Source organism: Dehalobacterium formicoaceticum, from assembly GCF_002224645.1.
GTDB classification, from domain to species: Bacteria; Bacillota; Dehalobacteriia; order Dehalobacteriales; family Dehalobacteriaceae; genus Dehalobacterium; species Dehalobacterium formicoaceticum.
Window position 1 is genome coordinate 3150123 of the sequence record NZ_CP022121.1, and the last position, 19776, is coordinate 3169898.

At 42.0% G+C, this 19776-nt stretch carries 19 protein-coding genes; 3 read left to right on the forward strand and 16 right to left on the reverse strand.

Annotated features, from left to right (window positions below; all coding sequences use genetic code 11):
- Window positions 1–2: 2 nt before the first annotated feature.
- The 9 genes from CEQ75_RS15305 to CEQ75_RS15345 form a co-directional block, all read right to left on the reverse strand.
- A complete protein-coding gene (locus CEQ75_RS15305; RefSeq protein WP_089611962.1) occupies window positions 3–998 on the reverse strand; it encodes a glycosyltransferase family 2 protein in 996 nt (331 codons plus the stop codon).
- 716 nt (window positions 999–1714) lie between these two features.
- Window positions 1715–2830, reverse strand: a complete 1116-nt coding sequence (locus tag CEQ75_RS15310; RefSeq protein WP_089611963.1) for a glycosyltransferase family 4 protein — start codon at window positions 2828–2830, stop codon at window positions 1715–1717.
- A gap of 276 nt (window positions 2831–3106) precedes the next feature.
- On the reverse strand, window positions 3107–3325 hold the full coding sequence (locus CEQ75_RS15315) for an acyl carrier protein (RefSeq protein ID WP_089612669.1): 219 nt from the start codon (window positions 3323–3325) through the stop codon (window positions 3107–3109).
- A gap of 34 nt (window positions 3326–3359) precedes the next feature.
- Window positions 3360–4118 carry an SDR family NAD(P)-dependent oxidoreductase gene (locus CEQ75_RS15320; RefSeq protein ID WP_089611964.1) on the reverse strand — a complete coding sequence of 253 codons (759 nt, stop codon included), beginning with the start codon at window positions 4116–4118 and terminating at the stop codon, window positions 3360–3362.
- The gene (locus CEQ75_RS15325; protein ID WP_089611965.1) at window positions 4111–5199 is read right to left on the reverse strand and encodes a 3-oxoacyl-ACP synthase III family protein; all 1089 of its coding nucleotides are present in this window, start codon (window positions 5197–5199) and stop codon (window positions 4111–4113) included. The genes CEQ75_RS15320 and CEQ75_RS15325 overlap by 8 nt, the downstream gene beginning before the upstream one ends.
- A 17-nt stretch (window positions 5200–5216) precedes the next feature.
- The gene (locus CEQ75_RS15330; RefSeq protein ID WP_089611966.1) at window positions 5217–6218 is read right to left on the reverse strand and encodes a ketoacyl-ACP synthase III; all 1002 of its coding nucleotides are present in this window, start codon (window positions 6216–6218) and stop codon (window positions 5217–5219) included.
- Window positions 6219–6291: 73 nt separating this feature from the next.
- Window positions 6292–6924 carry an acetyltransferase gene (locus CEQ75_RS15335; RefSeq protein ID WP_089611967.1) on the reverse strand — a complete coding sequence of 211 codons (633 nt, stop codon included), beginning with the start codon at window positions 6922–6924 and terminating at the stop codon, window positions 6292–6294.
- A 2-nt stretch (window positions 6925–6926) separates the two neighbouring features.
- Window positions 6927–7553 (reverse strand): sugar transferase, encoded by a 627-nt coding sequence (locus tag CEQ75_RS15340; protein WP_198306737.1) that lies wholly within the window; start codon window positions 7551–7553, stop codon window positions 6927–6929.
- A 77-nt stretch (window positions 7554–7630) separates the two neighbouring features.
- Window positions 7631–8755 (reverse strand): DegT/DnrJ/EryC1/StrS family aminotransferase, encoded by a 1125-nt coding sequence (locus CEQ75_RS15345; RefSeq protein WP_089611969.1) that lies wholly within the window; start codon window positions 8753–8755, stop codon window positions 7631–7633.
- Between the two features lie 572 nt (window positions 8756–9327).
- On the opposite strand from CEQ75_RS15345, the gene CEQ75_RS15350 reads away from it, so the two are divergent.
- From CEQ75_RS15350 to CEQ75_RS19260, 3 genes are all read left to right on the forward strand, one after another.
- Window positions 9328–10704, forward strand: coding sequence for a beta/alpha barrel domain-containing protein (locus CEQ75_RS15350; protein WP_089611970.1), 1377 nt, complete (start codon window positions 9328–9330; stop codon window positions 10702–10704).
- 53 nt (window positions 10705–10757) lie between these two features.
- Entirely contained in the window at window positions 10758–11444 is a 687-nt protein-coding gene (locus tag CEQ75_RS15355; RefSeq protein ID WP_089611971.1) for a GntR family transcriptional regulator, read from the forward strand.
- Window positions 11445–11596: 152 nt separating this feature from the next.
- Window positions 11597–11947 carry a 3D domain-containing protein gene (locus CEQ75_RS19260; RefSeq protein WP_089611972.1) on the forward strand — a complete coding sequence of 117 codons (351 nt, stop codon included), beginning with the start codon at window positions 11597–11599 and terminating at the stop codon, window positions 11945–11947.
- A 185-nt stretch (window positions 11948–12132) separates the two neighbouring features.
- On the opposite strand, the gene hemL is transcribed toward CEQ75_RS19260, so the two are convergent.
- The 7 genes from hemL to rfbB all read right to left on the reverse strand — a co-directional run bounded on the left by hemL (window position 12133) and on the right by rfbB (window position 19529).
- Window positions 12133–13431 carry a glutamate-1-semialdehyde 2,1-aminomutase gene (hemL, locus tag CEQ75_RS15365; protein ID WP_089611973.1) on the reverse strand — a complete coding sequence of 433 codons (1299 nt, stop codon included), beginning with the start codon at window positions 13429–13431 and terminating at the stop codon, window positions 12133–12135.
- A gap of 60 nt (window positions 13432–13491) precedes the next feature.
- Window positions 13492–14475, reverse strand: coding sequence for a putative heme d1 biosynthesis radical SAM protein NirJ2 (gene nirJ2, locus CEQ75_RS15370; RefSeq protein ID WP_089611974.1), 984 nt, complete (start codon window positions 14473–14475; stop codon window positions 13492–13494).
- Window position 14476: 1 nt separating this feature from the next.
- Window positions 14477–15454, reverse strand: coding sequence for a porphobilinogen synthase (gene hemB, locus CEQ75_RS15375; protein WP_089611975.1), 978 nt, complete (start codon window positions 15452–15454; stop codon window positions 14477–14479).
- A gap of 148 nt (window positions 15455–15602) precedes the next feature.
- Window positions 15603–16532, reverse strand: a complete 930-nt coding sequence (gene hemC / locus CEQ75_RS15380; RefSeq protein ID WP_089611976.1) for a hydroxymethylbilane synthase — start codon at window positions 16530–16532, stop codon at window positions 15603–15605.
- Between the two features lie 155 nt (window positions 16533–16687).
- Window positions 16688–17656, reverse strand: a complete 969-nt coding sequence (locus CEQ75_RS15385; protein WP_089611977.1) for a polyprenyl synthetase family protein — start codon at window positions 17654–17656, stop codon at window positions 16688–16690.
- A 115-nt stretch (window positions 17657–17771) separates the two neighbouring features.
- The gene (locus tag CEQ75_RS15390; protein WP_089611978.1) at window positions 17772–18251 is read right to left on the reverse strand and encodes a dTDP-4-dehydrorhamnose 3,5-epimerase family protein; all 480 of its coding nucleotides are present in this window, start codon (window positions 18249–18251) and stop codon (window positions 17772–17774) included.
- A 210-nt stretch (window positions 18252–18461) separates the two neighbouring features.
- Complete coding sequence (rfbB, locus tag CEQ75_RS15395) at window positions 18462–19529, reverse strand: dTDP-glucose 4,6-dehydratase (RefSeq protein ID WP_089611979.1); 1068 nt, start codon at window positions 19527–19529, stop codon at window positions 18462–18464.
- Window positions 19530–19776 lie beyond the last annotated feature (247 nt).

Sequence of the window (19776 nt, forward strand, 5' to 3'; positions counted from 1 at the left end):
TTTTACTTATATTTTGCATATATTTGAATTAATAAAATCAATCTGTATTTTAGTGCAACTTTCATTATTTGAGCCTTGAAGGAGTGCTTGAAATGGCATTTCTTCACAGCTTCACTGTATAGTGGCAAGTCAAGATGATATAAAATATCCTTTTTTATTACAGAGTATGGTTCTTTTTTATAGAACTGCGATACAACCACTGAAAACACTTCATGTGTAATCTTACGATATAGCTGTTCCTGAAAATCGAACTTATGCACATCAATTTGCTTGGCAAGATGATTTGCAATAATCTCTGGACCGTCCCACTTGAAGACATTGTGTCCCTTTGTAATAGAGGATATATTATAACGATAATAATACATACAATCTGGCATAATATACATTGATCTTGCATGATAAATAGACGGAATTGTGCATGCACCATCTTCGCCTACTGTGACATTAACATCTACTAGTTGTTGTTGTTTATATATATTTATTCTGAATGCCTTTGCCCACAAACTTGGTGAAAAATATGTAGCATTCGGTGCTTGAATTAGTTTGGGATAAATTTCATTTTTTAGATTTTCTAAAGTATAGTATCCAATACGGTGCCTTGTATGTTTTTCCTCATTAGACTCTTCTGTTGCCAAATAATAACCACAACAAACGATATCCGGATTATACATTTCTATGACATCAACCATTCTTTTACAATAGTCAATATCAACCCAATCGTCACCGTCTACACATATTAAATATTCACCTGTGGCGATAGCTACACCAGCTTGTCTAGCACTAACAATACCACCATTTCTCTTATGCACAACCTTGACTCGTTCATCTATACTAGCATATTTATCGCAGATGCTAGGACAGTTATCCGGTGAGCCATCATCTACTAATACTATTTCGATATCTGCATAAGATTGATTAATCAAACTTTCAATACATTGTCTAATATAAGATTCAACTTTATATATTGGTACTATTATACTAAACGTCTTATTCGACATATTGATCCTCCTGAAATATTAAATATTGCTATTATAAATTAATTTACCTATCTGTCATCTTAATACAATGCTAATAGGCCTGTGTAGTGCCCCAAAATACAAATCAATGGGAATGGATTGGATACAATTAACCGGACAGATTTTTTAAGTGCATATATTATTAAGCAAAGAAAATAAGGGAAAGGTTTGGTTTCTAATTGCACAACATCTAAGTTTAACCACACGTTGATACCTGTAATGAATCTAAAGTATCTAATTTAGTAAACCGAAAATTTGGTGGAACAACCACCGCTGAACGTTTTGGTCAGTGATCTGACATATTTTAGAGTTAGTACGAGATAGAACTATATTTGGTACTTATTGACCTTTATAACAGTTAAATTATAGGCAATCAGTCTAGGGAAAAATAAAAATGCCCAGTTTATATCACTGGCTTTTGCTAGCGGTATATGAATTTAAATAAAATCCAAATTGGGAGTGTTTCACCTAATTGCTTATGATATAGGTGATATATTGATAGTCTTTGAGAAATTTGGACTTTTGCTGGCAAGAACTACCAAACCTTGATTTGCGCGTTCATAAATATCATTTTAATTTAAAAGTCAATCTATTTATGATTCAACTGTAAAAAGTACAATTTAGCGATTTCCTACCCAACAACAGCACAATACTATATTTGGACTGAATGAGGCAAATTAGGAGTTTCTGCAGTAGAATCATTTATATATTTTAATTAACCTTGATTTTACATTAACAATATCATATTCCATTACTCGCTTTTTATTGAACTCACCAAAGCTATTATTTATGTTATTAATATAATTAGAATACAGAACTGATATATATTTTGAAAAGCCATAAACATCATCTGGTTTTACCAGATAACCACCCTTATCACTTTCTATCAAATCGCTATTTCCTCTTATATCTGAGCAAATTACCGGCAATCCACTTGCCATTGCTTCCATTAATGCCACAGATAGTCCTTCTCTGAATGAAGGGAAAACAAAAATATCTGATGCTTTACAAATCTCTACGATATCATTACGCGTACCTAATAATTTAACTTTATTTTCTATCCCCAATTTCGTTGATAAATTTCTCAAATATTCTTCCAGTATACCTTGTCCACATATTACATAGTATAGATTTGGATTATCCAACTTCGTTATAGCCCTTAAAACCGTTTCATGATTTTTATTTTTGTTTAGTTCACCAACAGAAAGCAGAACGAAGGATTTATCAGGAATATCTAATTCTTTCCGTTTTTCTTCTTTATCAACAATTACATCACTAAATTTCCTAGTATCCAAGCCAACTCCGGGAATATATACTATTTTATCTGTTTTTAAAGATTTAAATGATTTTTTAGCTCTTAAATAGTCTTCATTATTTATTAAAAGAAGTACTTCTGTATATCTAGCAAGCCACTTTTCTATTGGATAATATATCAACCAATTTTTTAGAGGGGCTCCTTTATAAAAATGAAACCCATGTGCTGTATAAAAAACCTTAGTACTCTTAATCTTTCTACAAGCATACCTTACGCATGCTGAGGCCACTGGTGTATGTGTATGAACCAAATCATATTTTTCATTTGAAATAATCTGTTTCAATTTCTTATATGCACGATAATTATCCTTATTAAATGGTGAACGTTGAAAAGCTAAATCATAAACCTTGCATCCCATTTCATATATTTCTGGTCTTACTTCTCTTTCAATTTTAAATGCTACATCTACCCTATGACCTTGTTCTATTAGCATCCTAATATGTGGAATCAAAAATGCATTTACAGTATTCGATATTGTAGTAACATATAAAATTTTCATACAATCACCTATTAATAACTATTTTTACCTCATTAAATTTCATCATATAAACAGCTTCTTCATACTCACCAATTACATCTTGATTCACTTTTCCATAAAGATTATTAATAATCATCATCGGTACATTAACCCCACACTCAAAGCGTGCAGCTAGCCCCCCAAAAACGCGGATTTACTTCAGAAACATAATATTTTCCATTCACCTTAAAGACATCTATATCAATAATGCCTTTAAATCCTGCTATATTAATAATAAAACTTTATCAATCTTTTTCATCATTCCATATAATCCAGAATGTCTTGTATGGTTTTAAATTCTTTAATTTGATTACCAGTTAACTTCTTATTAAATTCTTCATCCATTAATACAATAAGTGATAATTTAGCCATAGAATCCCACTCCTCTATGTCATTTAACATAGTCTTTTCTGTTAGGGTTCCTTCTTCCATTTCAAACATATCTTCTAATAATGCAATTTTTTCTTTATTTGTCATTTTTATTACCTCCATTTTTTGCTTTTTATGTTTGCTATGATAAATAACCACCATCTACTACAAATCCCGTACCGGTAATGAATTTAGAAGCATCACTGAGCAAATAAGCCATAGCATTCGCTATATCAAGCGGCTCACCCATTCCTTGATATTGTCTTCCTAGAACGAGCATATCAAATGTTTCTTCTCCAGCATTATCAACATACGCACTATACATATCAGTTTTTACAAATCCACCTACCACAGTATTCACTCGTATTTTCTTAGATTCAAGTTCCTTTGCCATACATTTTATTGCTGCATCCATTGCTGCCTTTGAAGCACAATAAGCTATTTTGGATTTATCGCCAGATTGACTTCCTACTGATGACATTCCAATAAAGCTTGCACCTTCTACAAATTTTTTCTTTTTTGATGCACATCGTACCACCTCAACAAAGGAGTAAAAATTTATCACCATAACATCATGTAGGAAGTCATATTTAGTTGATCCTAATGGTCGCATTGGCGCTATCCCCGCACAATGAACTAAACCATTTAAGGCTCCATTCTCTTGCACAATTTGATTAATTAGACCTTCTATTTTATCAATTCCTTTTAAGTCAAAAGGATAGACTGCATGTCCCTCTCCTTCCATCATCTTGAGGGTTTCATTTAGTTTATCTTCACTCCTTGCCACAAGCACAATCTTTCCACCTAGTTTACTTAACTGAATAGCAGTTGCCCTGCCGATTCCAGACGATGCCCCTGTTACAAGAATAAGTTTTTCGGATAAGTCCATCGGATTAATCATGGCTTACCCCTCCATCCATATATATTTCTTCAGTTTCAATAATCGGTAAAACATCATCTGTTTCCAGTACACAAGACACTACTCCCCATGATAATCCTATACCAAATCCGCACATTAATAATTTTAATGCTCCATTGTTTATGCTTCCATATGCATCAGTTATTGTCAAAGGAATAGATGTTACACTTGTGTTCCCGTACCGATCCATAGATATTGGTGTTTTTTCTTTTGGAAACTTAGTCCGTTTCATAATTTGCTTAAGTATATATTCATTTGCTTGGTGTAGTATTAAGCCGTCATAATCATCTACATTTGTATTAATTTCCGCCATAAATTCCTTAATTAACATAGGAACCTCTGATATCGTGAAATTAAACACATCTGTACCATTCATATATAAGTCAAAATCTGAACGAATATTTCCATCGCCCCATAGTGTCCGCTCTTTTGGTGCATCCATATTTCTATAGGCACCTGCTGGTACAATAATTGCTTTAAATCCATCACCATCCATCCTCAAAGCAGTTTGTATGATTGGGGCATCTTGCCTTTTCTCCAATAAAGTTGCCGACCCTGCATCTCCAAACAACATACAAGAGGATTTATCCTCCGGAGCAATAACTTTATTTAATGTGTCACCAACTAGCAATAAACCTCTTTTTATATTACTGCTATGCATAAGTGAGGAAATTGTTTGCAATCCATATATATAACCGGAGCATCCCAGGTTAATATCAAAGGCTAAACAATCTTTACTAAGTCCTAATCTGTGATGCAGTATACAAGCTGTGGATGGCATTATATAATCCGGTGTTTGCGTTACGAAAATCAGTACCTCAATTGAAGATGCTTCAATTTGCTTGTGTTTCATTAGGTTTTTTGCTGCAACAAATGCTAGATCAGACGCAGTTTGTTCTTTGGCGGATATATTGCGCGATACAACTCCCGTCATTTTACTGAATTTTAGAACATCTTCTTCGCCAAAAACAGATCCATATTTATCAAGCAATATATCTTTCTTTTTTGGAACAGCACAAGCAATTCCGCTTATTTTTAAATTTTCAAAGGTAGATAGAATCAAGTGTTAATCCCCTTTCCCTAGTATGTAATTATGGTACTGCCCCATGACAGTCCAACACCGAAACCGCAGAGTAAAACTCTATCACCTTTTTGTATACGTCCTTCTATTTGGGCCCGTTTAAATGCAATAGGTATTGTAGATGATACCGTATTTCCCGTATCCTGCATGTTTATGTAAAACTTCTCCTTTGGTATTCTTAACTTCTTCCTCAAAAAGTCCAACATAAATTCGTTTGCTTGGTGAAAAACAAACAGATTTATGTCTTCCATACTCAGATTATGTTTTCTTAATATATTATTAACACTTTCAGGTACTACCCGTATGGTAAAGCTAAACACCTCTGTTCCATCCATAAAAAGATTATCCTGTGAACGAATTGAACCATTATCTTCTATCTCTACAGCAGTAGCTTTAGATCGGGGTATTCTAGATCCGCCGGATGGAATAATTAATGCGTCTTTACCACTGCCATCAGTGCCTAAATCAAAGTTGCCAATTTCATGACCATCTTCGCTAACTAATGTAGCTGCCGCTGCATCGCCAAAAATTGTGCGGGTACTTTTATCTAATGGGTGTATATGTTTTGTATAGGTTTCTGACGTTAATAATAAAACATTCTTTGCTATCCCCGTATTAATAAAGCTCTTTGCCATAGCTAGTCCATATATGTAAGCAGAACAACCCAAATTAAAATCTAATGCTCCTGCTGATTGAGGTATTCCTAACCGATCTTGTAGTATACAAGCTGTTGTGGGTAATTGATAGTCAGGACTTTGTGTTGCTAGCAAGATAAAATCAATCTCCTCCGGTGATATAACGCCAGAATTGAATAACTTCTGCGCTGCTTGTTCGGCTAAATCAGATGCACACTCTCCTTCAGATACAACATGCCGTGATGCTATCCCTGTTTTAGTTAATATTTTTTCGGCTGTCCAATCGCCATATATTTGCTCTAATTCCTTATTTGTCAATACTTTCTCAGGCAACACATATTCGATTGCTTTAATCCCGATAGCCATTAATTCACGTCCTTTGTTTCTGAAATTAATCCACTAAATTATCTTTTATTTACTTATTCACAGTTTTTCTATATCAAATTAATATTTTCTTAGCCGGATTTCCAATAACTTTGGTATTTGGTTTTACACTCTTTATTACTACACTTCCTGCCCCAACATAAGCATCATCACCAATTTTTCTACCTGGTACTATTGTGACATGGCTTCCCAAAAAAACTCTCTTCCCTAGCTGAACCCCTCCCGTAATATCGCAATAGGAAGATATTGTAGAAAAATCGCCCACTATTGCATCATGTCCAATTCCAGACGATAATAATGTTACATAATCACCGACTTCTGTATTTGTCGTTATAACAGAGTTTGGATAAGCGATTAAGCCTTCTCCAATTTTATTAAACTCTCCTATTACAGCTGATGGATGAATTATTGTCTCAAACGAAGCCCCTTTTGATTTAAGTAAAGTTACTATTTTTTCCTTTGTTCTTGGGTTTGCAATTGCACATGCAAATACTTCAGTTTCTTTCGGTTCCCAATCTTGTATTCTTCCTATAACAGCATAATCACACTTCTTGCCATCTAAGGCATTTAAATTATCATCTATAAAGCCTTTAATCTCCCATTTTGTTTGAATCATATTAATGTCATTAACCCACTGGAGCAATTCCCGTCCAAATCCACCAGCTCCAACAATAATTAAATCTTTCATGTTTATCCCTTTCCGCTATACACTTCTTTATTACCCTTAAATACCTCCATTGTTGCCGTTGTATCTGAACTAATCCCTTCTCTTACAAATGCCTTTTTTATCGTAAGAAAAATAATCTTCCAGTCTCCGAAGAAACTCACATTATCTACATACACTACATCAAGATCAAACTTGTCTTCCCAGCTAATAGCATTCCGGCCATTCACTTGCGCATGACCAGATAGACCAGGCCTTACCTCATGTCTACGTTTTTGATGATTATTATAAAGTGGCAAATACTGAATTAATAAAGGCCTCGGTCCCACAACACTCATATCGCCCTTCAATATATTGAACAGCTCCGGAAGTTCATCTAATGAGGTTGATCTCAGCATTCTACCAAACTTAGTCAGTCTAACTGAATCTGGCAGCAACTCACCATTCGCGGATTTCTCATCAGTCATTGTCCTAAATTTATACATATTGAAGATCTTCTCATTAAGTCCAGGTCTTTTCTGTTTAAACAGCACCGGACTGCCCAGCTTCACTCTAACAAGTATCGCCACAATGAAAAGTACCGGGCTTAAAGCAATAATTGCCATTAACGACAAAATAAAGTCCATCGGCCTCTTAAGAAATCTTCGATAGATGCCTTTTTGGTTGGCCTGTTGGTCAGTTGGACAGTTGGAAGGGGTAACACCTTCTTTAACTTCAGACTGCATATATATCACCACAGTCCCTTAATAATCCCACAAACTCTTTCCAGATCCCCATCCGTCATCTTGGTATCACTTGTCAAACACACACCGTTCTCAAAGAGCTTCTCACTAATATCTCCACCAATGTAATCATACTTTTCAAAGAAAGGTTGCATGTGCATAGGCTTCCAAATCGGCCTTGATTCAATATTTTCTTTCTCGAGTGCCTCTATAATATCTAAGGGCCTAACTTTTCCATGTAAAGTGATACAAGATAACCAATAATTTGGCTGATTCCAATCATTAATGGGCATGAACCGAACTCCTTCAAGCCCTCCCAACTCACTTTTATAAAACTCAAATATGTATTTTTTCTTAGCTATTCTTTGATCTAATACTCTTAACTGACCTCTCCCAATCCCGGCAAGAACATTGCTCATTCTGTAGTTGTAACCTAACTCACTATGTTGATAATGTATTGCCTTATCCCTGGATTGAGTTGCCCAAAAACGAACTTTGGCAATTCTTTCTTCAATATCAGAAATGAGCATGCCTCCACCGGAGGTAGTAATGATCTTGTTTCCATTAAAAGAAAAGATGCCATAATCACCAATGATTCCTGTATGTTTACCTTTATAAGTAGTTCCCAATGATTCCGCCGCATCTTCGATTAACGTTACATTATGCTTCCTGCATAATTCAACAATGGGATCCATATCAGCCGACAAACCATATAAATGCACAACTAAAACAGCCTTTACCCGGTCACCATACTTTTCAAAGGCTGCTTCCAATGCTTTGGGATCCATATTCCAAGTTTCATAATCACTGTCAATAAAGACAGGAGTAGCATTTTGATAAATTATTGGGTTAGCTGTGGCAGAAAAAGTAAGGGTTGGGCAGAACACTATATCCCCTTCTTTAATTCCGGCAGCTTTCAGAGCCAGGTGAATGGCAGCAGTGCCGGATACTAAAGCCGCTGCATGCTTTGCACCAACCTTAGCAGCTAATTCATTCTCAAATTCATTGACGTTCTTTCCCAGGGGAGCAATCCAATTGGTATCGAAGGCCTCTTGTATGTATTGCATTTCGTAACCTTCGGCGCTCATGTGGGGGGATGAGAGGTATGTACGGATGTTTTTGTTGTGGGGCATGGTTTCTCCCTTCGGGTAGTTGGTTAGTTGGTTAGCAGTCAGTTGGTTAGTAAAACCAAGACATTAGACCAATTAGCCAAATTGTTTAGTATTTAGATTGTTGGTAGAAAAATTAAATGATTAACATAATTTATTTATCTCAAACAAAAAGGGAAAAGCCAAAGGGAAAGTAAAATCAAACCCTTTCAACCTTCCCTTTCCCCTTTCCACATAAAAAATCTTTATAAGCAAAATAGTTCAACAAATACAAAATACATCCAAAAAAACCAACATACAAACTCTACTACAATTTGACAAATAAATCAAGGAATAAGATGTAAATAAAGTGTAATTTCTACATTATTTTTATGTTTCGCTCGTTGCTTTCTGCTTTCGACTTTTCCATCTTGACGATTTGCCACCTGATATTATATACTTGTATCATTGTATACAATGATATCATATGATCATTCTATACTTCATACAAGATTATCGGATTATCATCTCTATTAATCATCTATCAACTATCATCTATATTAATCCAATAATCCTAAAATATCGAAGTAATAAGCTAATCGTGAGGAGGGAGCACATTGATCGAACCAAACAACCACAGCAATCTGCTGGAACAGGACCCATACAAATATAAATTACAGGACGTTAGTGAACCCAATCTATACCGTGAAATTTATCCTTATACCGAGGTACCCAAGATTCCCTTTAACTTCCGGGCGGTACCCATCGGCATGCCCAAAGAAATCTGGATCACGGATACCACCTTTCGGGACGGGCAGCAATCTCGTGCTCCTTATACCGTAGAACAAATTGTCGATTTATATAAAATGCTGCATCGCTTAAGCGGTCCCAAAGGCATCGTCCGCTCGACAGAGTTCTTTATTTACAGCGAAAAAGACCGGGAGGCGGTGCACCAATGCATGGAACTGGGCTATGAGTTCCCGGAAATCACTTCCTGGATCAGAGCGACCAAAGGTGATTTTCAGCTGGTGAAAGAGATGGGCATCAAGGAAACCGGTATTCTGGTCAGCTGCTCTGATTATCACATTTTTAATAAACTGGGCAAAACCCGCAAACAAGCGATGGATGGTTATTTATCTGTGGTCAAGCAGGCTTTGGATGTGGGCATTCGTCCCCGCTGTCATCTGGAAGATATCACCCGGGCCGACTATTATGGTTTTGTCGTGCCTTTTGTCAACGAATTGATGGCCTTGTCCAAAGAATCCGGGATTCCCATCAAGATTCGGGTTTGTGATACCATGGGTTACGGCATTCCTTTACCCGGTGTCGCCATGCCCCGCAGCGTTTCCGGTTTGATTTACGGCTTGCAGCATTATTCCGACGTTCCTTCGGAGTTGCTAGAATGGCATGGTCATAACGACTTCTACAAGGCGGTGACCAACGCTACCATGGCTTGGCTGTACGGCTGCTGTGCCGCCAATTGTTCCTTATTGGGCATCGGCGAACGGACCGGCAATGTGCCCTTGGAGGCCATGGTCTTTGAATACGCCTCCCTCAGGGGATCTTTCGATGGCATGGATCCCACCGTGATTACGGAAATCGCGGAATACTTCGAAAAGGAAATCGGTTATCACATTCCCCCCATGACGCCTTTTGTCGGGAAGAATTTTAATATCACCCGGGCGGGCATTCATGCCGACGGACTATTAAAAGACGAAGAAATCTATAACATCTTTGACACCAAATTATTATTGAACAAAACCGCTGCTGTAGCGGTGAGCAACACTTCCGGTCTGGCCGGGATTGCCTTTTGGATCAACGACTATTATCATTTGCAAGATGAATTGGCTTTGAGCAAAAACGATCCCATGGTACAACACATAAAAAATTGGGTGGATCAAGCTTATGAAACGGGACGCACCACCAGCATCTCTGATGAGGAGCTGATCGCGGTTATCCAGGACTATGATCCTCAATTCGGCAAAACCAAGTAGAGCGGAAGAGCGGGAGCAAGAACAAATCAGGAGATTGAATTAGGAGACTGATAATGATAATGAATCAAAAACATCATCACCCGGACCAGCCTCTTTCCTTAAGCGACCGCGTTTTTGAAGAGCTGGAAGAAAAAATCCTGAACGGAACCATCAAATCCGGCGAGCATCTGATCGAATTAAAGCTGGCTGCCGAAATGGGCGTGAGCCGTACTCCGGTGCGGGAAGCGATTCGCATGCTGGAACAAAAAGGCTTCGTGCAAATCACACCCAATCGCACCGCTCAGGTGGTCGGAATCAGTATGCAGGATTTGGATGATATTTATGACATGCGCATGCGCCTGGAGGGTTTGGCCTCCAACCGTGCCGCCCTCCATATCACAGAAGAACAAGTCAAAGAACTTACGGATATTTTGGACTTGCAGGAATTTTATCATATGAAAAATTCCATTGAGCCCATTAACGAACTGGATTCTCAGTTTCATGCAAAAATTTTTGAGTACAGCAAGAGCCGCACCCTGCAGCATACCCTGACGGATCTGCATCATATGATCCAGCGCTACCGAAATATTTCTTTTCATACCAGCGGCCGGGCGAAGTTGGCAATCCGGGAACACCGGGAAATCTTGGAGGCAATAGCAAAACATGATCCGGTTCTGGCCGAAGAATTAACGGTCAAGCACATCGCCAAAGCTAAGGAGAACCTTTTTCAGCTTCCTGATTTTGCTAGCGTAAAAAAATAAAAATTACACATGATATGGGCGTAAAGGAGGGTTCAATAATTGTGCAAAAGTTCATCTTGACTTTGCTCATGAGTATTGCACTCAGCTTCGGCTATTGACTGCCCGCTTACGCCGCAGATAATCACCAGGATCTGCATGATGAACAAACTGTCATGACTTACTTTTCATTAGCCGGGTTTAGCATTGGAGAATCCCTAACGGTCACAGCCACGGCATACGATGCCTGTTTGGAGTGCTGCAACAAAATTGATGGTATTACCAAGACCGGCGCCAAGGCTTTGCCCGGGCATACCATCGCCGTGGACCCAAAGGTGATCCCCTTAGGCAGCAAGGTTTTTGTAGAAGGACTGGGTATTTTCACCGCTGACGATATCGGCGGAGCTATCAAAGGAAGGCGTATTGATATCTTTATGAATACCCATCAAGAAGCGATCCATTTCGGCAAACAAGAGCTGAAAATATATCTGCTTCAGGATCAGGAAGACGAAACACCCCGTGTTTAAAACACGAGGTGTTTTTTAATGGATTAATATGGGGAATGTGAAATAGTATGGAAAATAACAAACCCGGCAGAACAACCTGTCGGGTTTGTTGGTTCAAGGAGGTTTAATGGAGAAGTGAGTGTGTACTTCTATTATCCCTCCCATCTTCAAAAATATTCTTGAATAATTTTAATTTGTTTTTGTTTTTACACCTGGGCCGCCGTTTGATAAGCAATGCGGGCTGCCTCGATGGTACGGTTAATATCCTCCTCGGAGTGGGCCAGGGACATAAACCCGGCTTCATACTGGGAAGGGGCAAAATAACTACCCTGCTCCAGCATCTTCCAAAACCAGGCGGTGAATTTTTTCGTATCAGAGGTGGTGGCTGAGGCATAATCAACCACCGGCACCGATGTAAAGAAGCAGGAGAACATGGCTCCCACCCGGTTAAACCAGCAGGATACGCCCGCTTCTTCCGCCGCTTGGGCCAGACCCTCCGCAAGCATGGCGGATTTACTTTCCAGTTCCTCATAGACCCCGGGTGCACTTAGGATTTCCAGGTTCGTCATCCCTGCCGTCATGGCCAAAGGATTGCCGGACAAGGTGCCTGCCTGATAGACCGGGCCCAGGGGGGCCACACATTCCATGATATCTCTTCTGCCGCCAAAGGCCCCTACGGGTAGTCCGCCCCCGATGACCTTGCCCAAGGTCGTGAGATCCGGGGTAATGTCGTAACGTCCCTGGGCTCCGCCGTAACCAACCCGGAAACCGGTCATTACTTCATCAAAGATTAAAAGCGTGCCGTATTCTGCGGTTAAGCTGCGCAAATCCTGGAGAAAACCTTCTTTGGGGGGTACGCAGCCCATATTCCCTACCACCGGCTCGATGATCACGGCGGCAATATTTTCCCCTTGCTCTTGGAAGATCTTGCGAAGGGCATCGATGTTGTTATAGGGGGCGACAATGGTATTCCCTGCCACACTCTGGGGTACGCCCAGGCTGTCCGGCACACCCATGGTCAAAGCACCGGAACCGGCCTTGATCAGGAGAAAATCCGCATGGCCATGATAACAGCCTTCAAATTTGACAATCTTGTCCCGCTTGGTAAAACCCCGGGCCAAGCGCAGGGCACTCATGGTGGCCTCGGTGCCGGAATTAACCATGCGCACCAATTCCATGGAGGGCACGGCCTTGGTGACCATTTGGGCCATTTTGATCTCCAGCTCGGTGGGGGCACCAAAACTTGTGCCGATCTCTAAACAGTCGGCGAGGGCTGCCATCACCTTGGGGTGACGGTGACCTAAAATCAGCGGTCCCCAGGACTGGACGTAATCGATATATTCGTTGCCGTCCACATCGTAGATTTTTGATCCTTCACCCCGGGTGATAAAGACCGGATCACCGCCCACGGACTTAAAGGCCCGCACGGGACTGTTGACACCGCCGGGAATATACTCCTTGGCCTCTGCAAAAAGCTTCTTCGATTTTTCATATCCTTTATGCATCTAACATCACTTCTCCTTTCTGGTCAAACAGGGGACGGTTCTTTGTTTCATTCTGGGCTCCTACCCCCGATAAAGACACCAGGGATCCTCCGCCATATAATCCCCTTCATGATAGATAGCCGCCCGGGCCCGGCAGCCTCCGCACTTGACTTTAAAAGCGCAGGTGCCGCAGCCCTCCTTGTATTCCATGGTACGCAGGTTTTGAAAGACTTGGTTTTCCGCCCAGATCTTACTGAAGGGCACCTCCCGCACATTGCCGATATATTGATCCATATAAGCGCAGGGCTGCACCAATCCTGTGGGGCTGATAATGCAATAATGGGTTCCGGCCAGACAGCCCCGGCTGAAGCGCAGATCCATGCCCTCCAGCTTGGCGATGCGCATAAATTGAGGAGCGCAGGTGGGTTTTAATTCGATATCAACCTCCTTTTGTTTTTTCATGATTTGTGAAAGCAAAGACTCATACTGCTCTACCTTTAAGGCTTCATCTTCAATTTCTTTGCCCCGGCCTGTGGGCACCAAAAAGAATTGATGATGGGCCACAGCCCCCATTTGCACGGCAAAATCCGTGATCGCCAGGACTTCATCCTGATTCCAGTCCATGACCGTGGTATGAATCTGAAAGGGAAGCCCCGCTTCCTTACAGTTTTTCATCCCTTGCACTGCCCCCGCCCAGGCGCCTTTCATCTGGCGCAGCTCATCATGCTTGGCGGGATCCAGACTATCCAGGGAAATACCCATGCCCATAACGCCCAGTTCTTTTAACCGCTTAGCGGTTTCCGGGGTAATCAGGGTTCCATTGGTGCCGAAGACCGTTCTGAGCCCCAAGCCCACCGCATGCTGCACCAGTTCAAAAATGTCCGGCCGCAGGAGAGGCTCTCCCCCGGAGAAAATCATAATCTTAAAGCCGGCTTTTTTGATCTCATCCAGCAGGGCTTTGCCTTCTGCCGTCGATAACTCTTCCTCTATCTTGACCCCGGCATTCCGGTAGCAATGACCGCAGTACATATTACATTGATTAGTGGTATTCCATGAAACGATCAATTTATTTTTCCCCCATCCAGCGGGCCGCATCCTTGGCATGGTAAGTAATAATCAGATCCCCTCCGGCCCGTTTCATGCTGAGGAGCAGCTCCATGACCACCGCTTTTTCGTCAATCCAGCCCTTTTCGGCCGCAGCCTTGACCATGGAATATTCGCCGCTCACATTATAGACCGCCGTGGGATAATGAAATTCATCTTTTACCCGGCGCACCAAATCCAAATAGGCTAGGCCCGGCTTTACCATCACCATATCGGCGCCCTCTTCAATATCCAGGGCGGTTTCTCTGATCGCTTCATTGCCGTTTGCCGGATCCATCTGATAGGTTTTCCGGTCGCCGAACTGCGGGGCAGAATCCGCCACATCCCGGAAAGGTCCGTAAAAAGCGGAAGCATACTTGGCGGAATAAGCCATTATGGGAATATGGCCAAAGCCGTGGCTATCCAGCTTCTTGCGGATGGCTCCCACCCGGCCGTCCATCATATCGGAAGGAGCCACCATATCCGCCCCGGCGGCGGCATGGGATAAGGCGGTTTCCGCCAGATAATGCAGGGTGGGGTCATTCAGCACCCGATCTCCCTGAATCATGCCGCAATGGCCATGGCTGGTGTATTCACAAAGGCAGACATCGGTAATGATATAAAGCTCGGGGTAAGCTTTTTTGATGGCCATAATAGCTTGCTGGACAATACCGTCGGCATCATAGGCTCCGGATGCGATTTCGTCCTTTTGCTCCGGAATGCCGAAGAGGAGCACGGCCTTGATGCCTAATTGGACAATTTCCCCACATTCCCTGACCAGATTGTCCACGGACATTTGATAAACCCCGGGCATGGAGGGCACCGGGTTTTTTACATTTTCCCCGTAGATGGCAAACAAAGGATAAATCAAATCATCTAAAGATACACGGTTTTCCCGCACCATGCTGCGCAGGGTTTCCGAACCTCGCAATCTTCTCATTCTCACGATTGGGTATGCCATTGTTGCTGAAACCTCTCTTTCTTACTTCATACTTATTTCATACTTACTTCATACTTTTTATTTCTTGTTTCTTGCCCTTTGTCTCGTATCTCTTGATTCTAACTTCTTGCTTCTATCCTCTTGCCTCTTGCCTCTTGCCTCTTGCTCCCTATTCTAACGCTTCTCGTACGTCGGCGAGAATTTTTTCTGCTCCGGCATCAATCAAGCGGTCGGCCAAAGTGCGCCCCAGTTGATCGGCTTCACTCCGGAGACCGGTAATCTTATCCCGGAGAATGGTGCTGCCATCCAGGCTGGCCACCAGACCATGCAAGGTCATGCTCTCCTGTTCCATTTCCCCTAATGCCCCAATGGGAATTTGACAGCCCCCTTCCAGTTTTCGTAAAAAGGCCCGTTCTGCCGTGATCCCGTCAAAAGCATCCTGATCATTGATCACCCGGATAATTTTCAATACTTCCAGATCATCCCCCCGGCATTCAATGCCAATGGAACCTTGTCCCACGGCGGGCAGGCAAACATCATAAGATAGATAATCCGTGATCTTTTCCGTCCAGCCCAGGCGTTTCACCCCGGCTGCTGCCAGGATAATGCCGTCAAAATCTTCCTTCTCCATTTTGGCGAGACGGGTATTGAGATTGCCCCTGATATCATAAAGCTGAAAATCAGGCCGATAGCGGAGGAGCTGGGCCCGTCTTCTGAGACTGCTGGTGCCTACCTTGGCTCCCGGTGGCAAATCAGCCAGCCGGTATCCTTTGTGGGAAACCAGCACATCCCCCGGATCTTCCCGCCTGCACATGGCCCCAATAATCAGGCCTTCCGGCAGCATGGTGGGCACATCCTTCATGCTGTGCACGGCCAAATCAATTTCTCTATCTAGTATCTTTACTTCCAGTTCTTTGGTAAACAACCCTTTGTCGCCGATTTTGGCCAGGGCCACATCCAGGATCTTGTCTCCCTTGGTCTTGATATCCACCACCCGGAAGGAATATTCCGGCCAATGCTTCTTTAGTTCCTGTTCCACCCACCGGGCTTGCCAGAGGGCCAAAGCGCTGTCCCTGGTGCCGATTACGATCTCTCTCATAGTTACAGTTACCTCCAACATATATCTAAATATATCAAAATATATTAAATATCTAAGATCTAAGATCTAAGATTTAAGATTTAAGATTTAAGATTTAAGATTTAAGATCTAAATATCTAAAGATTTAAAAATTTAAATAAAGATTTAAAGGAAAGTCAGAATGATCTCTCCCCAATAAAACTTGTCAGCTTTTTAAAGGTCTTCTTAGTCTTTACATCCGGTAAACGGTTTAATTCTTTTTTTGCTTTGTTCAGATAAATATTGGCCATATCAAAGGAATATTTAATAGCACCGGAATCCTTGATCAGACGTATAATTTCCTGCACTTCCTCCTCGGATTTGACCTGTTTGGTGACCAGCTCCCGGAGGTGTTCTTTTTCCTGGCTGTGTTTCAAAGCATAGATCACCGGCAGGGTAATAATACCCTGTCTCAGATCTCCTCCGATGGGTTTGCCCAGTACTTTTTCGTCTGAGATCATATCCAAAATATCATCGGTAATCTGAAAAGCCATGCCCACATGATAGCCATACCTGGTGAGAGCGCGTACGATTTTTTCCGGGGCCTCCGTCACCACCGCCCCCAGCTCGCAGCTGGCGGAGATCAGCAGGGCGGTTTTCCGCTTGATACGGTATAAATAATCCCGCAAATTTTGTTCCGCATCAAATGAAGCGGAGATCTGCTGGATTTCCCCCCGGCACATCTCCACGGTGACCCGGGATAAGACCTTTAATACCCTTTTGTCCTGATACTGGGAAATCAGCTTGAGGGCGACGGCGGAAAGATAGTCCCCGGCATGAAGGGACACCCGATTGCCCCATTTCGCCTTCACCGTGGGATGGCCCCGCCGGGTCATAGAGGCATCCACCACATCATCGTGCACCAAACTGGCCATATGGATGATTTCCAGGGCGACGGCCAAAGGAAGAATTTTCTCAAAATCATAGCGATAAAACTTACCCGCCAAAAGAGCAAAGGCCGGCCTGATCCTTTTTCCCCCTGCCTTTAATAAATGACCGGCGGCCAGGGTCAGCTCAGGCTCCTGGGTCAGCACATATTTTTCTAGTTCCTTTTCTACTACCTTGAGGTCACCATTTATTTCATGAAAAATCGATAAAAACTGCAAATATGATCACCTTATCTCTCAGTTGGTCAGTTGGTCAGTTGGTCAGTTGGTCAGTTAGTTAGTTAGTTAGTTAGTTAATCAGCAATCAATTAGTCAGATAGTCAGTTAAGAAATATTAGTCCATGGTACAGCCCAGTTCCTCTGCACCCTCATACTGAATCTCATCCACTTCATTTTTTTTGCCCCAACCCTTATACAGCCGATCCGGAAAATTCATGATCATGCCTCTTTCCAGCCGGGACACATTCTTATAGCCATGAATCAACCCCGGGGGGATCACAATGCTCATGGGACTGTCCTGTCCGGCATAGAATTCCATCAAGTGCCCAAGGGTGCTGCTTCCTTTGCGCTGATCCCAGATTCTGATTAAGAAATTACCCGGGCCGGGAAAGGCCAGCACGTCGGTCTTTTCCTCATGCTCATGAGGGGTGCGCATGGCGCCGGGCTCCAGATAAGCGATATAACTCATCACAGGATTCAGCCCCTCCGCCAATTCATCCAGACGAAAAGTCTCCATAAAAAAACCTCTGTCATCCACATGCCTGGTCAATTTTTTGATGATCACGCCGTTAATGGCATCTTTGATCCATTCCATTGCAACATGCTCCTTCACTTAAAAAATTCTTGTCTATTATTCTATTAGTCTATTTGCCTATTTGCCTATTAGCTTATTTGCTTATTTGCCAATTTATTTATCAAATTCCAAGACTCCCATTTCTATAAGTGGGAGCTCCTATTTTCACTTCAGGTGGGGTAGATTCCCCATCAGAAGCCCGGATGTTCAGCTTTAACTGAACGAGTTCACTTATTTGATGATCTTTTCATCATACTGCTGCTTCATCCAATTTTGATAAGCACCGGACTGGACACTTTCCACCCAGGGCCGATGATTGAGGTACCACTGCACCGTCTTTTGCAGGCCGGTGGTAAAGGTTTCCCTAGGCTGCCAGCCTAACTTCATCATCTTGGAAGAATCAATGGCATAGCGCAGATCATGCCCGGGCCTGTCCCTGGTAAAGACGATTAAATCCTTGAATTCCTGGGGATCCCGGTTTAATTCTGCACCTAACAGGTCACAAATAGTATGGACAAGTTCAATATTTTTACGCTCATAATTACCGCCGATATTATAAGTCTCCCCCAAAATGCCTTTTTCCATAACCGTCCAAATGGCTTCACAATGATCTTCCACATAAAGCCAGTCCCGGACATTTTCTCCTTTGCCATAAACAGGCAACGGTTTTCCTTCGAGGGCATGTAAAATCATTAAAGGGATCAGCTTTTCCGGAAACTGATAAGGCCCGTAGTTATTGGAACAATTGGTGATCAGCACCGGGAGACCATAAGTCCGGAAGTAGGAACGCACCAGATGATCACCGGAGGCCTTGGAGGCAGAATAAGGGCTGCTGGGATCATAACGGGAATCTTCCGTGAACAAACCCTCTGCACCCAAAGAACCGTAAACCTCATCGGTGCTGACATGGTGCAGCAAGGTGCCCTCCCGGAATTTTCCGTTACTCTCCTGCCAGTTTTTTTTGCAGATCTCCAGCAAATGAAAGGTGCCCAGAATATTGGTATAAATAAAGGCCCCAGGCTCGGAGATGCTGCGGTCGACATGACTCTCCGCGGCAAAATGAACCATCCGGTCCGGTTGAAAGCGGTCAAAAACTTGATCTAAAAGAGGTCGATCCGTGAGATCGCCCTGGACAAAAGTATAATTGGGCAGATTCTCGATTTCGGTCAAGTTAAGAAGGTTGGCCGCATAAGTCAGTTTATCCAGATTGATAAAATGATGCTCCGGATACCGTGCCACAAACAGGTTTAAAAAATTAGAGCCAATAAACCCAGCCCCCCCGGTTACCAATATTCTCACCTTTGCTCCTCCTTACGGTTGGAAATCCAACTGCACAAGTATCATCATAAGATAATAACACACAATATGGCAACATAATAACATAGTAACATGATAACATGATAACATAATACCATATTGAAAAATAAGCCGGATAACAATTTAATAATATAGCAAGATATTGAAAGTCAAAAGTCAAACGTTAAAAGTTAAACAACTGAAAATATAAACAATTTATAAACAATTTAATATATTCAACGCAGAATCG

Coding starts and splice junctions, on each gene's coding strand:
- CEQ75_RS15305 (WP_089611962.1), bottom strand. CDS start 998: ATGTCGAATAAGACGTTTAGTATAATAGTACCAATATATAAAGTTGAA.
- CEQ75_RS15310 (WP_089611963.1), bottom strand. CDS start 2,830: ATGAAAATTTTATATGTTACTACAATATCGAATACTGTAAATGCATTT.
- CEQ75_RS15315 (WP_089612669.1), bottom strand. CDS start 3,325: ATGACAAATAAAGAAAAAATTGCATTATTAGAAGATATGTTTGAAATG.
- CEQ75_RS15320 (WP_089611964.1), bottom strand. CDS start 4,118: ATGATTAATCCGATGGACTTATCCGAAAAACTTATTCTTGTAACAGGG.
- CEQ75_RS15330 (WP_089611966.1), bottom strand. CDS start 6,218: ATGGCTATCGGGATTAAAGCAATCGAATATGTGTTGCCTGAGAAAGTA.
- CEQ75_RS15335 (WP_089611967.1), bottom strand. CDS start 6,924: ATGAAAGATTTAATTATTGTTGGAGCTGGTGGATTTGGACGGGAATTG.
- CEQ75_RS15345 (WP_089611969.1), bottom strand. CDS start 8,755: ATGCCCCACAACAAAAACATCCGTACATACCTCTCATCCCCCCACATG.
- CEQ75_RS15355 (WP_089611971.1), top strand. CDS start 10,758: ATGATAATGAATCAAAAACATCATCACCCGGACCAGCCTCTTTCCTTA.
- CEQ75_RS19260 (WP_089611972.1), top strand. CDS start 11,597: ATGACTTACTTTTCATTAGCCGGGTTTAGCATTGGAGAATCCCTAACG.
- hemL (WP_089611973.1), bottom strand. CDS start 13,431: ATGCATAAAGGATATGAAAAATCGAAGAAGCTTTTTGCAGAGGCCAAG.
- hemB (WP_089611975.1), bottom strand. CDS start 15,454: ATGGCATACCCAATCGTGAGAATGAGAAGATTGCGAGGTTCGGAAACC.
- hemC (WP_089611976.1), bottom strand. CDS start 16,532: ATGAGAGAGATCGTAATCGGCACCAGGGACAGCGCTTTGGCCCTCTGG.
- CEQ75_RS15390 (WP_089611978.1), bottom strand. CDS start 18,251: ATGGAATGGATCAAAGATGCCATTAACGGCGTGATCATCAAAAAATTG.